Source organism: Streptomyces sp. NPDC110618 (assembly GCF_055657065.1).
The window spans coordinates 123,207-137,468 of record NZ_JBVKBN010000018.1 but is presented as its reverse complement, the minus strand read 5'-3'; the positions used below and the strand labels follow the sequence as shown (position 1 = coordinate 137,468).

The window sequence follows — 14,262 nt, the reverse complement described above, 5'->3', positions numbered from 1 at the left end:
CGAAAAGTCAAGCCGTGATTCCGTGAACCGATCGACCGGGCTCGTCCGATGAGGGTGACGTGAGCGAAACGAGAAGCGACGGGGATCTGCTGCGCGCCGTCGCCGCGGACGGGGACCGGCGCGCCTTCGAGGAGCTGTACCGCCGGTTCGCGCCCTGGCTGACCGCGCGACTGCGCAGCCGCTGCGCCGACCCGGGCATCGTCGACGACGTCGTACAGGAGACGTTCCTCGCGGTGTGGCGGGGCAGCGCGCGCTACCGGGAGGAGGGGGACGTGGCCGGATGGCTGTGGCGGATCGGCTCGCGACGGCTCGTCGACGCACTGCGCGGCGACGGGGCGCGCGGCCGGCTGCGGCAGGCACTGGCCCGGCTCCGGCACCGGGAGGAGGCATCGGCCGAGGACCGCGTGCTCGCGGGGGTTGAGCACGGGGACCTGGCCGGCGCCCTGATACGGCTCTCACCCGAACTGCGCGCGGTGATCCAGGCCACGGTCGTCGACGGGCTGACCACCCGGGAGGCGGCCGTGGTGCTGGGCATCCCGCCCGGGACGGTCAAGACACGGGCGATGCGGGCCCGGAAGCAACTGCGGGAGGCGCTGGCATGACCTGGCACGTATCCGAAGCCGACCTGCGCGCCTACGCGCGTGCCGAGCTGGCGGCCCCCATGCTCTGGTCCGCCGACACCCACCTCGCCTCCTGCGCCGAGTGCCGGGCCGCCCTCGCCGAGGTCAGCGCACCCGTCGACCTCGGCTGGGAGCGCCTGGACGCCGAGCTGGACGCGCCCCGCCCGGGGCTCTTCGAGCGGCTGCTGGTGCGGCTCGGGGCCGCCGACCACACCGCCCGGCTGCTCGCGGCGACACCCGTACTGCGCCGCTCCTGGCTGGCGTCGGTGGTGTTCCTGCTGGTGGCGACGGTGTTCGCGGTCCACTCGTCCGGTTCGCCGACCCTGTTCCTCGCCCTGGCACCGCTGCTACCCCTGGCCGGGGTCGCGGCCAGCTACGGACCCGCCCTGGACCCGACGTACGAGATGGCGGTCGTCTCACCCGTGCATGGGTTCCGGCTGCTGATGATCCGTACGGTCGCCGTGCTCACCGCCGGACTCGTCCTCAACGGCCTGGCGACGCTCGCCCTGCCCTCCTACGGCCTGCGCGCCCTGGCCTGGCTGCTGCCCGCGCTCGCCCTCACCGCCACCGCGCTGGCGCTGACCCCCCGCTTCGGGCCGGTCCTCGCACCCTCGCTGGTCGGCGGCGCGTGGGCGGCGCTGATCGCCATCGCCGACGCGATGGCCGACGGCGGCTCCCTCGCCCCCTTCACCGCGGCCGGACAGGGCGCCGCGGCCATGGTCGCCGCCCTCGCGGCCGGCCTTCTCTACCTCGTACGTGACCGATTCGACGTCTTCCTCAGGAGCGCCGCATGACCTCCACCGTCTCCGCCTCCGGGCTCAGCCTCCACTACGGAGGCACCCGCGCCCTCGATGAGGTCTCGCTGCGGCTGACCCCCGGCGTGACCGGCCTGATCGGGCCCAACGGCGCCGGGAAGACCACCCTGCTGCGGGTGCTCGCCACCGCCGTTCCCCCGCAGCGCGGGGAGTTCACCGTCCTCGGACACGACCCCGGCTCCCTGCGCGGCCGCCAGGAGGTCCGGCGGCGGCTCGGCTACCTGCCGCAGACGCCCGGCTTCCACCCGGACTTCACCGCCTTCGAGTTCGTCGACTACGTGGCGATCCTGAAGGAGCTCAACCAGCGCTCCGCCCGCCACCGCGAGGTGCGCCGGGTGCTGGACGAGGTCGGCCTCGGCGAGGTGCGCGGCCGGAAGATCAAGAAGCTGTCGGGCGGTATGCGCCAGCGGGTCGCACTCGCCGCCGCCCTCGTCGGCGACCCCGGGTTCCTGGTCCTGGACGAGCCGACCGTCGGCCTCGACCCCGAGCAGCGCATGCGCTTCCGGGAGCTGATCGCCCACGCGGGTGAGGGCCGCACCGTGCTGCTGTCCACCCACCAGACCGAGGACGTGGCCATGCTCTGCCACCGCGTCCTGGTGATGGCGGGCGGCCGCATCCGCTTCGACGGCACCCCCGCCGAACTGGCCGCCCAGGCGGCCGGCCGGGTGTGGAGCAGCGCCGAACGCGCGCCGCACGCCAAGGCGGGCTGGCGCACCGGCACCGGCACCTTCCGCAACGTGGGCGATCCGCCGCCCGGCGCCGAACTCCTCGAACCCACCCTGGAGGACGGCTACCTCCTCACCCTCGACGGCTACGGCATGGCGGTGACCGCATGACCACCCTCGTCCAGCCGGCGCCCGCCGCCGTGACCACCGAGCCCCGCAACTCCTGGGCGGCCGTCTTCGCCCTCGCCCGCTTCGAGGGACGCCGCCTGCTGCTCTCCCTCCCGGTCCTGATCGCCTTCGCGATCTACATCGCCTGGATTGTGTGGCACACCCTCGACTCCCACAACGGCTTCCCCGCCCTCCAGGACGCCGACCGGGACACCCAGAGCACACCGCTGCTGGTCGGGCTCGCGGTGATGCTGAGCGTGAACCAGGCCGTGCTGCGCTCGCGGCGCCGCGACACCGAGCGGCACTTCGCGGTGCTGCCCGTCAACACCTGGCGCCGCACCGCCGCCCATGTGCTCTCCGTCGTCCCGGCGGTGCTGCTGACCGCGGTGTGCGTGGGCGTCCAGTTCGGCTGGGAGGCGCTCAAGCCGGGCGCCGTCGGCCACGGTTCGCTGGGTGAACTGGCCGTCGGACCGCTGACCGTGCTGGTGTGCGGAGGGCTCGGGGTGCTGATGGCACGGGTGCTGAAGTCGACCTTCGTCGGCCCGATGCTGGTGGTGTTCCTCCTGTTCTTCTTCGTGCTCGGGGCGAGCCCGCAGGACGGCGAGGGCACGCGCTGGCTGAACCCGGTGGTCGGCGAGGGCACCACTGACACCCTTCCCTCCGACCTGCTCGGACGCCCGGCCGCCTGGCACGCCCTGTATCTGCTTGGCCTCGGCCTCACCCTCGGTGCGCTCGCCGTGCTGGCCGGCGGCGGACGCCGGGTGCGGACCTGCTACGCCGCCCTGGGCGCGACCCTGTCCCTGCTGCTGGTCGGCGCGTTCGGCCAGGCCGGCGGCACCCCGGCCTCGGTGACGGCGGCCCGGGAGAAGGCCACGCTCGACCCGGACCTGACCTGTGAGCAGCGCGGCGGTTCGACCTACTGCGCGTTCCCGGAATGGGAGCCCCGGATCGGGACCTGGGCCGAGGTCGTCGACGGTGTCCAGGGCCTCGCGGGCGGTACCGCGAAAGACCAGAAGCTCCTTGTCCGCCAGCGCGTGGAGGCCCGTTACGGCCTCTCCTCCGACGGCGCCCTGGAGGCCCTGGACGCCCCGAACGAGGTCACCGTCGGCACCCGCTGGGGCGGTCCCCGGGTCCCCGAGTTCTCCTCGGCCGTCGCCGCCGTCCTGGTGGCGGGGACCGAGAAGGAGGGCACCGAAGTGTGCGACGGACGGGTCGTCACCGTGATGTGGCTCTCCCTGGGCTGGCAGGACAAGCCGATCGACGAACTGCGCAAGGTCCGCCTCGACGACAGCATCACCGGCTCGGCGATCGTGCTCCAGCCGACCTCGGCGATCTCCATGTCGGCCGCGCAGACCGATGTCGTCCGCACCCTGCTCAACCGGCCCCGTGGCGAGGTGACCGCCCTGGTGAAGAAGCACTGGAAGGAGCTGACGGCACCGGGCATCACCACCGCGCGGGCCGCCGAACTGGTCGGCGTGAAGGGCGTCACGGAGAAGGACGGGTGCGAGGAGTGAGGCCTGCACGACGACAGGAACCCAGGGGGCCTGGGGGGAGCACCGTGGGCCGGGAGCCCGGGGGGAGTACCGCAGGGCGGGAGCTTGGGGGGAGCCCCGCCCGAGGGGCGGCCCCGGGGCCGCTGTCCCCGGCCCAGGTGTCCGAACTGCTCCCCGCCGTCTGGCGCACGCTGCCCTGGCGCGCGCTGGGCTCCGGGGCGGCGATGGGGCTGCTGATCGCCGGAACCACCCGGGTGTGGGAGGAGCACTACAACCCCTGGCTCGCCCTCAACACCCTGCGCGCCTCGGTCCTCGCCTTCGCCCTGGGCCTGGCCTTCCTCCTGGACGACCCGGCCCGTCACACCACGGCCACCGTGCCCACGCCGCGGCCCCTCCGCCAGGTTCTGCGCCTGGCGGTGGTCGCCCCCTTCGCGGCGCTGTCGTGGATCGCGGCGATCCTGCTGGTCCCCACCGGTCTGCGCCCGCCGCTCGGCCCGGTCACGCTGGAGGCCGTCACCGCGGGCGTGCTGGCGCTGGCCCTCGGGGCCGCCTGGATACGGCGGTCCCAGGAGCCGGAACCGGGGGTGAGTATCGCGGTGGCACTGCTCACGCTCGCCGTACTGGCGCTGCTGCTCATACCCGAGGACTGGACGCTGTTCGTCGACCCGGACGACCCGCGCTGGGCGGACTCGCACGAGCGGTGGTGGGGGGTGCTGGCGGCAGCGGTGACGATGGCCGCCGTCTGGGCGAGGGAACCGTTGGGGCGGCGGGGGTACCGGCGTTCGGGAGCTCAGGTCTCCGACCGGTAGCCACTCACGAGACCCGGGGTCCGGAGCGTGCTTTCGGACCCTGGGCCCCCGCCCGGTCCGGCGGCCGGCCCATGAGCCACGGACCCCAGGTCTCCCGCCACGAACCCCAGGTCTCCCGCCACGAACCCCAGGTCTCCCCCCACGAACCCTAGGTCTCCGTCCGGTACATCAGATCCGTCTCGTATGTCTCGAAGCCCATCCGCTCGTACACGGACACGGCGGCCTTGTTGTCGGCGTCGACGTAGAGCATGGCGGTCGGCAGCCCTTGGTCCGCCAGGTGCCGCAGGCCGATCGCGGTGAGGGCCTTGCCGAGGCCACCGCCCTGGGCACCGGGCTTCACACCGAGGACGTAGACCTCACCGAGTCCCTCCTCGGCGTGGACCTTGGTCCAGTGGAAGCCGATCAGCTCGCCGGAGCGTTCGGCGAGGAAGAACCCGGCCGGGTCGAACCACGGTTCGGCCTTCCGGTCGTCGAGGTCGCGCTGGGTGAGGGAGCCCTGTTCGGGGTGGTGGGCGAAGGCGGCGGCGTTCACCGCGAGCCAGGCCGCGTCATCCTGACCGGGCACGAAGGTACGTACCGTCACATCCTCGGGCAACCCCGGCTCGGAAAGCTCCAGGTCGGTCAATGACCTGCGCATCTGCCGCAGTTCGCGGAAGAGGGTGAGCCCGAGGACCTGCGCCAGGTGCCGGGCGGCGGAGTGGCCGCCGTGGGCCCAGACCCGCAGCCGCTTGCCGGAGGCGGCGAGCAGGGCCGAGCCCAGCGCCCGGCCGTGGCCGTGACCGCGGTGCGCGGGGTGGACGACCAGTTCGGCGGCCGGGGCCTCCACCGGATCGGTGTCCTCCAGCTGGGCGTACCCGACGAGTTGGTCGCCGACGGTGAGCAGCAGGTGCGCCACGCCCTCGCGTTCACCGCCGCGCAGTTGCAGCCGGCCCTGCTCGGACACCGCCTGCTGGCCGTCGGTGCGGGCGGCCTCGGCGAGCAGGGCGAGCACGGCCTCGATCTGGTCCGGTTCGAGCGCGGAGTAGGTCTCGATGGAGCGGCCCGCGCCGCGCCGTGGGGTGTCGTCGCTGGTCATGCGTACGAGGGTAAGCCGAGGTCACCGGAACCGGCGGCAAAAGATAAACCAGGATGTAACCGGAACCACCTTCCGCGCTACGCGCGTTGACTCTAGGCTGCGCCCGGGCACTACTGCCTTCTGATGACTCTCTTCCGCTCCGTACGGCACCACCGCAGGGGTCCGTACGACACGACCACAGGGGGGCGCATGCCAGCCAAGTCCCAGCAGCCGCCGCACCGCAGCAGACGCCGGACACAGCTCGTCCTCACCGGCGCGGCGAGCCTCGCCACCGTCGGCGCGCTGGTAGCCGCGCTGCCCACGACGGCGAGCGCGCACGAGAACAAGCACAAGGGCGACCACGGCCGCTACCAGGACGTCCAACTGCTGTCCTTCAACGACCTGCACGGCAACCTGGAGCCGCCGTCCGGCTCCTCCGGCCGGGTCACCCACCTCAACGAGGACGGCACCACCCGGACCATCGACGCGGGCGGTGTGGAGTACCTCGCCACCCACCTGCGCGAGGCCCGCAAGAGCAGCAAGTACTCCATCACCGCGGCCGCCGGTGACATGGTCGGCGCCTCTCCGCTGATCTCGGGCCTGTTCCACGACGAGCCCACCATCGAGGCGCTGAACAAGCTCGACCTGGACGTCACCAGCGTCGGCAACCACGAGTTCGACGAGGGCTCCGCGGAACTGAAGCGCCTCCAGAACGGCGGCTGCCACAAGACGGACGGCTGCTACACCGGCAAGAAGTTCAAGGGCGCCGACTTCCCCTACCTCGCGGCGAACGTGCTGAGCGAGAAGACCGGCAAGCCGATCCTCAAGCCGTACACGGTGTGGAAGAAGAACGGCGTCAAGATCGGCTTCATCGGCGTGACCCTGGAGGACACCCCGGGGGTCGTCTCGGCCGAGGGCGTCAAGGGCCTGAAGTTCAAGGACGAGGTCGAGACGATCAACAAGTACGCCCGCGAGCTGCAGCGCAAGGGCGTGAAGTCGATCGTCGCGCTGATCCACGAGGGCGGCGCCCCGGCGTCGACGGCGTACAACTACAACTGTGACTCCCCGGGCGCCGGCGACGGCATCTCCGGCCCGATCGTCGACATCGCCAAGAACGTCACCCCGCAGGTCGACGCGCTGGTCACCGGCCACACGCACCAGGCGTACGCCTGCACGATCAACGACCCGGCGGGCAAGCCGCGCACGGTCACCTCGGCCTCGTCGTTCGGCCGCCTGTACACGGACACCACGCTGACCTACGACCGCCGCACGGGTGACATCGCCCGTACGGCCGTGAAGTCGGCGAACCACGTGGTCACCCGGGACGTCGCCAAGGCGGCCGACATGACCGCGCTGATCAGCAAGTGGAACACCCTCGCGGCGCCCATCGGCAACCGCCCGATCGGCTACATCTCCGCCGACATCCCCAACACCGGCACCGAGTCCCCGATGGGTGACCTGATCGCCGATGCCCAGCTCGCCCACGGCAAGCAGCTCGACCCCGAGACCGACCTGGCGCTGATGAACCCGGGCGGCGTGCGCGCCGGCCTCACCTACGCGGCCCAGGGCAGCGAGGGCGACGGCGTGGTCACCTACGCCGAGGGCTTCACGGTCCAGCCGTTCTCCAACACGGTCAACCTCCAGGACCTCACCGGCGCCCAGCTGATCCAGGTCCTCAAGGAGCAGGTCAGCGGCGTGAACGCGACCGCGCCGAAGATCCTCCTGCCGTCGGCGGGCCTGACGTACACGCTGGACATGACGAAGTCGGGCGCCGACCGCGTGCTGGCGGACTCCGTCAAGCTGAACGGCACCCCGATCGACCCGTCCGCCACCTACCGCGTCGCGACGAACAGCTTCCTCGCAGGCGGCGGCGACGGCTTCACCACCCTGGGCCAGGGCACCAACGACCTGGTCGGCTCCGACGACCTCACGGCCCTGGAGCAGTACCTGACGGCCAACTCCTCGCCCACGACCCCGATCACGCCTCCGGCGGCGAACCGGATCACGATCGTGAGCTGACCCCTTAGCGGGCGGACAGAAAGGCGGTGACGGGCGCTCGGCCCGTCACCGCCTTCGCCGTATGTGATCTCCACCCCACCTCAGTTGCGACCGCAACCGCAGACGCGGCTCCGAACTCTCCTTCCACACCGTCGATTTCGGACCTCGCGTAGAAGGTGGCATGTCGAACCTCCCGCACTACCCCCAACACCCGGGCCACTCCCCGTACCCCCACCCCGAGGGCCTCGCGCACCCCTACGCCCTGGCGCTCCCCGGCTCCCGGCTCGGGGCACGAGTGCTGGACGTGATCATCTGGTACGTCATCTACATGAGCCTGGGATGGTGGCTGGCCGACGAGATCGACGCCGGCAACGACACAGCCAGGACCGGAATCCTGGTCTGGCTCCTCACCTCCTACCTCATCTACTTCGCCCTGCCCGTATGGCAGTTCGGCTCCACCGTCGGCAAACGCATCTGCGGCGTCCGCATCGTGGACCGTGAGACGGGCGGCAACCCGGGCTTCTGGGACGCGACCACACGGGAGCTGGTCTGGGGCGTCTCGGTAGTGATCCCGGTGCTCGGCTGGCTCAATTCCCTCCGCTGCACCTGGGACCAGCCCCTCCGTCAGTGCTGGCACGACAAGTTCGCGGACAGTGTGGCGGTGGAGCGCTAGGAGGAAACGATGCGCCGCATCGACATCGACGACCCCGAGGTCGACATGACGGAAGGCCAACTCCTCTACTACCGGGGCGAACCATTCACGGGAGAGGTGGCGGAGTACCTCTCCGGAAATCTCGTGAGCCTGGACGTCTACACCGAGGGCATCCCGAACGGCCTCTCCCAGGAGTGGTACGAGGACGGCACCCCGCGCTCCGAGGGCCTGGTGCAGAACGGCTTGCCTCGCGGGGAGTTCAAGGAGTGGCACCGCAATGGGGTACTGGCGTCCCGGCAGGTGTTCGACGCCGATGGGTTGACGGTTCGTGAGTACTTGGAGTGGGACGAGGAGGGGCGGCTGGTGAGGAGTTGGCGGTTGGGGGAGGAGAGCGGGGCGTGAGAGTGCGGATCGTGTGGCATGAGCTTCCGGAGTCCGTGGCGAAGTGGAACTGCCTGACGGACTCGTTCGCCGGGCAGTTCCCGACCTGGGAGGCATGGGTCACGGCGACGCAGGTCGGTTCCGCTCTCTTCGCCGCGGGCACCGCGACGGAGGGCCCCGTGGCGTGCCGTATCGGCAGCATGGGCGAGGTGAAACACCTCCCGGCGACCGGTCTCTTGGACTACCTCCACGCCGGAAACTGGCTCACGGCGTACTACTTGGCGGTGATCTGCCGCGAGCACGACAGAGCCGAGCAGCTCGCGCGCGTCCCCGTCTCAATCCTCCGCGCATCCGGCGCGGAGTTCGACGAGTACGTCTACGCCTGGGTGGAAGCCTTGCAGCACGGTTGTTTCCACCGCCGCGAAACCTGGGACGCCCTGGTCACCGCCGTGCAAGGTACTGACCCACAAGTCGCGCGCGTCGCCGGCGAGGAACTCGCCTTGAAGATTCTCTATCCCCCGCTGGAGCTCTTCCACCGGTATCTGCGCGGGCAGGCCGACGAGTTCAACGCGGCGTTGGTCGACGCGCTGACCTGGCACCGGGAGTACTGGACCGCCAACGAGGCTCGCTCCCTGAGTGGCGAGGGCCTTGTCGCTCTCGCTCCGCTGGCCATCGCCTGCATGGCCTTTGATGTGGGCATGCCGATCGAGGTCGAGTCCGATTACCTTCCCAAGGCGCTGCTGCAACGCCTCTGGGTCGGGGAGTACGCGACATGAACAGCGGGGTAGCCGCCGTCCTGCCGATGGCTGGGCATCAGAGGAACGGGTGAGACAAGACAGGTTCCGTTCCGATCGCGCCAACGGTGCGTCAACTGCGTTGCGAGTGCAAGCAGATGTACGAGAGTGTGTTCGATATGCTGAACGCGCTGTGACGCAAGTGGCCTACGGGGGAGGGGCAATGAAGTTCGACATGGGGTCGACGACCCTGGCGGAGCTAGGGAAGAGCACCGGGGGTTCGGTTCAGGATCTCGGGACGCTGATCGGCTGGCTGGTGCAGGCGGCCGAGCCGTTGGAGGGGAAGTTCAACGGGGCCGGTAAGGCGGCGTTCGACCGGTTCAAGCTCAACGCCGACGAGATCACGAGCGCGCTGAACAGTTCCCTCGATGCCATCCTCGGCGGTCAGGTCGGCATGGACACGGCGTTCGGCACCGGTGACACGGAGTTGGAGGACAACGCGAACCGGAACATCGGTGTCGCCAATTTCGACGCGGCGCGTTTCGGCGCGCGGTGAGGCCGTAGCGCCGCAGAGCTGTAGTCCGTCCGTCGCCGACGTCACCGTCCAACAGGGGGAATTCGACCATGGGGCAGAACCTCGACCGCCGTTCGTACGACACCGGCGCCTCCGGCGAGGTGCAGATGAGCCTGGCCGGGATCATCGGTCAGCTGGAGCGTGTGCTCGCCGACCGGGATGCCGCTGTGAAGGCCGCGATGGCCGACTTCACGGCGGACGGCGTCGCGGACGAGTACCACGGCAAGGAGATGCGCTGGAACCGCGCGGCCAGTGAGGTGCGCGAGATCATCCGGCTGGTCCGCTCGACGATGGAGCAGAACGACGGGACCGCGCAGACGACGCTGGCCAGGGCGAAGGCGGCCGTCGACAACATCGGCTGACGGCGGGGCGGTTCTTCTCAAACGGGGGTCGGCGCATGAGTAAGTGGGACATATCGCCGTCGGGCGTCGGGCATGTCGTCTCGACCGTCGGGGACGTGATGACCGTCCTGAACGACATCATCACGGCGTACTCGCAGGACATGGAGGGTGCGGCCAAGGCGGCCGGGACGGTCGCTCCGGGCGGGGCGGGCGGAGAGAACAAGGGGCAGACCGGGCTGGTGGCCGCGGGGATCGCGGAGTTCCTGCGGGAGTCGGCCGAGGAGTTGCAGTTCCTCGGCGTGCGGATGGGCAAGTCGGTCAACGGCGCGGTGGAGGCGACGATCGCCTACCGGGACGGTGACCTGGAGATGGCGGCCGAGGCGCAGCACCGGGCGGCCGGCCTGGTCCGGCCGGACATGCCGGACGGCTGGAAGGCGGGCCGTCTGTGATCGACCCGGAGTCGATACCGCTGTTCACCGGTGATCTGGGGGAGCTGGAGCAGCATATCGACGCCCTGCGCGTCGAGGCGGACGGGATTCGCAAGGCGGGCGGGGAGGCGCACCGGCAGTTCCAGGGGCTGTCGGCCTGCTACGAGGCGCCGGAGGCGGAGCAGTTGTTCGCCTCCACCGCTCCGGTGCGGGACGCGGCGGACGCGTACGCGGACAAGGTCTCGGGCGTGGTGAGCGCCCTGTCGGCGTATGCCGTCGAGGTCGGGCCCATCGCCAAGCGGCTGGAGGCGCTGCAGAAGAAGGCGTACGGCTTTGTGGCCGGTCTGAAGACCGAGGGCGGTGAGATCGACGAGAACTGGGCCGAGGACGAGGACAAGGTCACCGAGCACAACGAGCTGCTGCACGAGGTCAATGTCGCCCGGGCGCAGTTCTACGCCGCCGAGATCGCCTGCCACAACAAGATCACGGCTCTGGTCGGCGGCACGCAGTACGCCCTGAACACCGGCGCCAAGCAGTTCCGGCCGCTGGGCGCGGAGTTGTACGGCGCCAGCGCCGAGGTGCTGGACCAGGCGGAGGAACTGCCGTGGGGGACACCGGTCACGCAGGACCGTGACTGGTGGGACCCGGACGACCTCGGCTACTACGCCAAGGGCGTTCTCTGGGACGGCTTTGTAGTCGACGGAGCCTGGGGAACTGTCGAAGGCGTTTGGACCCTTGTCAATCCGCTCGGCGGTGAAGAGTCCGCGCAGGCCCGGGAAAGCCTGTTGCGGGCCGTGGTGGGCGCCGAGACGTACCTGATGGAAGCTGGCGGGCAGGAGCCGACTGGCGTCTTCGCGTCCGAGTTTGCCCAGGGCAGCAAGGTGTACGCGAAGGAGTTCGCCAAGGGCTTCGTCGCCTGGGACCAGTGGAAGGAGAACCCCGCCCGAGCGGCGGGCTTGGTCTCCTTCAACTTCCTCACACTGGGATGGGGCGGCCCCCTGAAGGCAGCGACCGCGGGGCGGGCGGGCACTGCGGCGAAGATTGCCAGCACGGTCGTAAAGGTCGAGCAGGTTATCGACCCGATCAGCGCGGCGGCGAAGGTGACGGGATACGTGGCCCCGAAGCTGGCCGACGTCACAGCAAGCCTTCGCGGTACCAACGCCATTCCCGAACTGACGGGACCCCGAAGCGTGCTGGAGCTCTCGGACGGCTCCAAACTCGTCATCGAGGACGGCCGGTTCATCGCGTACGACAGGCATGGGGAGGTTGTCGCGGAGGCCCCGCGACAGGAACCCTCCCTGGCCGAGGGGACCGTACCGGCACGGGAACGGGAGTTGGCCGGGGTCGGCGCGGGCACGCATGAAGCATCCGGCTCTCATACGCCTGAGTCGGGCGGTGCAGGAACGGTTGCCCACGGTCATGGCGGCGCTGGCTCCGGCGGGTCGGGCGGTGCCAACGGTACGAATGGCGGGGGCCCCGGCTGGCCCTCGGAGCCTCCGCGCCCGAGTTTCATGCGGGACGGGCCCAATCCTTACGGCCCTCGCGGAAATCTCACGCGGGAGCAGATCGAGGAGATCCAGGTATACCGGGCCAATCATGAACCCGGGTACCTCAAGCATTTCTACCGGAAAAACGGAACCCGTCTGAGTCTGAGTCTCTACGACGAGAGCGGATATACGCCGCCTCAGCTCGTACAGCTACCGGACAACGGCCCGTGGATTCGGGCGAAGGATGTTCCAGAACCGCCTAGGCCGTATTACCTCGACGAGAAGTATATTCGCGAGGGGGCGGATACCGTCACTGATGCGGCCAGGCTCAAGAAGCTGAATGATGCAGCGTTGAGGCGTCATCTCGCCATCCAGTGGGACAACTTGGTCCGAAAGTGGAAGGCGGAGGCAGGTGCCGCTCACCAGCAGTATGGCACTGATGAGACCTATGTTGACTGGGCTGAGGCCGGAGGTACATACAAAGAGTCGCATACTCAGATGGTGGAGCTGGCGGAGGAGTTCGGAGAGACCGCTGCCAGATCCCATTACATGGCCGAAAAAGGTCCGGGATTTGTGGAGCAGAGGCTTCTCGGCCCGAAGAACGGTAATCATCAGTTCGACCAGGTCTGGAAGCATGATGACGGTCGAATATTGGTTATTGAGGCCAAGAGCAGCCCTGACACCGAACTTGGTATACGGACCCTTCCAAATGGTAAGCAGGTCTATCAAGGGAGTAGAGAATATTTTGAAGACATCCTTGCGGCAATGGCGAAGCGTGGTGAACGCGATCTTGTGCGTGCAATGGATAAGGCGTTGCAGGAGGGGAAGCTGGAGTACGTCGTGGTCCACGGTGAGAGAAACTCGGGTACGTACACTGGTTACCGGTATCGACGGTTTGACATCAGCAGGGGGACCCTTCCGTGACCGTACACATCTCCAGGCATGAGCTGCCGACCGTCGATGCGGAAGGTTTCAGCGAGGACGTGGCTGAGCGCGTCGACTGGCTTGACGAGTCGTCGGGGAGGATCAGCTTCGCCTTCAACACAGCCGTGACTGCGCTGCGTGCCCATTGCGTTGGCGACCCGATCGCGGCGAAAGTGGAGACCTGGGAAGCGGCTGTGACGGCCATGCAGTTGGGCTCGGCTCTGTTTGCTGTGACAGGGGTGAGCGATGGTTTCGTTGAATGTCGCATTAATCACAAGGTGCGTAGGATTCCGGCGGTTGGGCCGATGTCATCGGCCGATGCGGGTAACTGGCTGACTGCGTTCTGGCTGGCGGTGATCTGCCGCGACACGCAGCGCATGACGCAGCTGTGTGAGATCCCGCTGGACCGGTTGCTGTCGCCGCCGGGGGCGTACGACGAGTACATCTACAGCTGGGTGGACACGCTTCAGACGTACTGGTTGCGCCGCCCGGGTCTGGTGGAGAAGCTCACGAACACGCTGCAGATGTCCCACCCGGATGTGGCCCGTATCGCCCCGCGCGACTTGCTGGACGGTGTGCTTTACCCGCCCATCCACCTCTTCTCCCGCTTGATTGCGAGGGACTGGGACGGTTTCGCGGCCGGCATGGTCGATGCGCTGAAGCTGCACCAGACGTACTGGACTCTGAACGAGGACCGGGCGTCGGACATCGACGGCAGCATCGCCCTCGGCCCCCTTGCCATGGCCTGTTGGGCCTACGACGGCCAAGTCCCCCTCGGTGTGGAGTCCGACTACCTCCCCAAGCACCTCATCGAGCACAGCTGGCTCGGTGAGTTCCCCACGTGACCGCCCACGACTACGACAACCAGCTCCTGGAATCCGTCTCCGTCCGCCGCCGCCGTCTCCGTGACGCCCTGCTCTTCGGCCCCCAGCGTCAGCGGCGGTCGCTCGATGAGCGGTTGGGGAAGGTGTTCGCCGGAGTGGTGATCGCCGCGATCGGGTGTGCCGGATGTGTCGGGTGGTCGTTCGTGGAGAACAGAGTCATCGGGGAGAGCCCGTACGGGGCGTCCGTGCCCTCCTCCGGGCACGGAACCGGTGTCGGTGCCCGGTGATAGGTTCG

General features: G+C 69.2%; 16 protein-coding genes. 15 read left to right on the top strand and 1 reads right to left on the bottom strand.

What is annotated here, in order from left to right; all coding sequences use genetic code 11:
- The first annotated feature begins 59 nt into the window (after window positions 1–59).
- The 5 genes from ACZ7L7_RS27750 (at window position 60) to ACZ7L7_RS27730 (ending at window position 4,570) form a co-directional block, all read left to right on the top strand.
- Window positions 60–602 carry an RNA polymerase sigma factor gene (locus ACZ7L7_RS27750; RefSeq protein ID WP_093723581.1) on the top strand — a complete coding sequence of 181 codons (543 nt, stop codon included), beginning with the start codon at window positions 60–62 and terminating at the stop codon, window positions 600–602.
- Entirely contained in the window at window positions 599–1,414 is an 816-nt protein-coding gene (locus tag ACZ7L7_RS27745; RefSeq protein ID WP_472077565.1) for a cupin domain-containing protein, read from the top strand. Before ACZ7L7_RS27750 ends, ACZ7L7_RS27745 begins: the two co-directional genes overlap by 4 nt.
- Window positions 1,411–2,271, top strand: a complete 861-nt coding sequence (locus ACZ7L7_RS27740) for an ABC transporter ATP-binding protein (protein WP_285514911.1) — start codon at window positions 1,411–1,413, stop codon at window positions 2,269–2,271. The genes ACZ7L7_RS27745 and ACZ7L7_RS27740 overlap by 4 nt, the downstream gene beginning before the upstream one ends.
- Window positions 2,268–3,782: an ABC transporter permease gene (locus ACZ7L7_RS27735; RefSeq protein ID WP_472077564.1), complete on the top strand. Its 1,515-nt coding sequence runs from the start codon at window positions 2,268–2,270 to the stop codon at window positions 3,780–3,782. Before ACZ7L7_RS27740 ends, ACZ7L7_RS27735 begins: the two co-directional genes overlap by 4 nt.
- A 137-nt stretch (window positions 3,783–3,919) precedes the next feature.
- Window positions 3,920–4,570 (top strand): ABC transporter, encoded by a 651-nt coding sequence (locus tag ACZ7L7_RS27730; RefSeq protein WP_471432560.1) that lies wholly within the window; start codon window positions 3,920–3,922, stop codon window positions 4,568–4,570.
- Window positions 4,571–4,718: 148 nt separating this feature from the next.
- Here the strand turns inward: ACZ7L7_RS27730 and mshD are convergent, their stop codons facing one another.
- A complete protein-coding gene (gene mshD / locus ACZ7L7_RS27725) occupies window positions 4,719–5,645 on the bottom strand; it encodes a mycothiol synthase (protein WP_471432558.1) in 927 nt (308 codons plus the stop codon).
- Between the two features lie 189 nt (window positions 5,646–5,834).
- On the opposite strand from mshD, the gene ACZ7L7_RS27720 reads away from it, so the two are divergent.
- From ACZ7L7_RS27720 to ACZ7L7_RS27675, 10 genes are all read left to right on the top strand, one after another.
- Window positions 5,835–7,643 carry a bifunctional metallophosphatase/5'-nucleotidase gene (locus ACZ7L7_RS27720; RefSeq protein WP_285514907.1) on the top strand — a complete coding sequence of 603 codons (1,809 nt, stop codon included), beginning with the start codon at window positions 5,835–5,837 and terminating at the stop codon, window positions 7,641–7,643.
- A 160-nt stretch (window positions 7,644–7,803) separates the two neighbouring features.
- A complete protein-coding gene (locus ACZ7L7_RS27715) occupies window positions 7,804–8,295 on the top strand; it encodes an RDD family protein (RefSeq protein ID WP_285514906.1) in 492 nt (163 codons plus the stop codon).
- A gap of 9 nt (window positions 8,296–8,304) precedes the next feature.
- Window positions 8,305–8,676: a toxin-antitoxin system YwqK family antitoxin gene (locus ACZ7L7_RS27710; protein WP_285514905.1), complete on the top strand. Its 372-nt coding sequence runs from the start codon at window positions 8,305–8,307 to the stop codon at window positions 8,674–8,676.
- Complete coding sequence (locus ACZ7L7_RS27705) at window positions 8,673–9,431, top strand: immunity 49 family protein (protein ID WP_285514904.1); 759 nt, start codon at window positions 8,673–8,675, stop codon at window positions 9,429–9,431. The genes ACZ7L7_RS27710 and ACZ7L7_RS27705 overlap by 4 nt, the downstream gene beginning before the upstream one ends.
- 181 nt (window positions 9,432–9,612) lie before the next feature.
- Window positions 9,613–9,945 (top strand): hypothetical protein, encoded by a 333-nt coding sequence (locus ACZ7L7_RS27700; RefSeq protein ID WP_471432781.1) that lies wholly within the window; start codon window positions 9,613–9,615, stop codon window positions 9,943–9,945.
- Window positions 9,946–10,013: 68 nt separating this feature from the next.
- Window positions 10,014–10,325 (top strand): pore-forming ESAT-6 family protein, encoded by a 312-nt coding sequence (locus ACZ7L7_RS27695; RefSeq protein ID WP_093725588.1) that lies wholly within the window; start codon window positions 10,014–10,016, stop codon window positions 10,323–10,325.
- A gap of 35 nt (window positions 10,326–10,360) precedes the next feature.
- Window positions 10,361–10,753, top strand: a complete 393-nt coding sequence (locus ACZ7L7_RS27690) for a DUF6507 family protein (RefSeq protein WP_285514903.1) — start codon at window positions 10,361–10,363, stop codon at window positions 10,751–10,753.
- A complete protein-coding gene (locus tag ACZ7L7_RS27685; RefSeq protein WP_472077563.1) occupies window positions 10,750–13,143 on the top strand; it encodes a hypothetical protein in 2,394 nt (797 codons plus the stop codon). The genes ACZ7L7_RS27690 and ACZ7L7_RS27685 overlap by 4 nt, the downstream gene beginning before the upstream one ends.
- Window positions 13,140–13,988, top strand: a complete 849-nt coding sequence (locus ACZ7L7_RS27680; protein WP_285514901.1) for an immunity 49 family protein — start codon at window positions 13,140–13,142, stop codon at window positions 13,986–13,988. The genes ACZ7L7_RS27685 and ACZ7L7_RS27680 overlap by 4 nt, the downstream gene beginning before the upstream one ends.
- Window positions 13,985–14,254 (top strand): hypothetical protein, encoded by a 270-nt coding sequence (locus ACZ7L7_RS27675; RefSeq protein ID WP_285514900.1) that lies wholly within the window; start codon window positions 13,985–13,987, stop codon window positions 14,252–14,254. The genes ACZ7L7_RS27680 and ACZ7L7_RS27675 overlap by 4 nt, the downstream gene beginning before the upstream one ends.
- Window positions 14,255–14,262 lie beyond the last annotated feature (8 nt).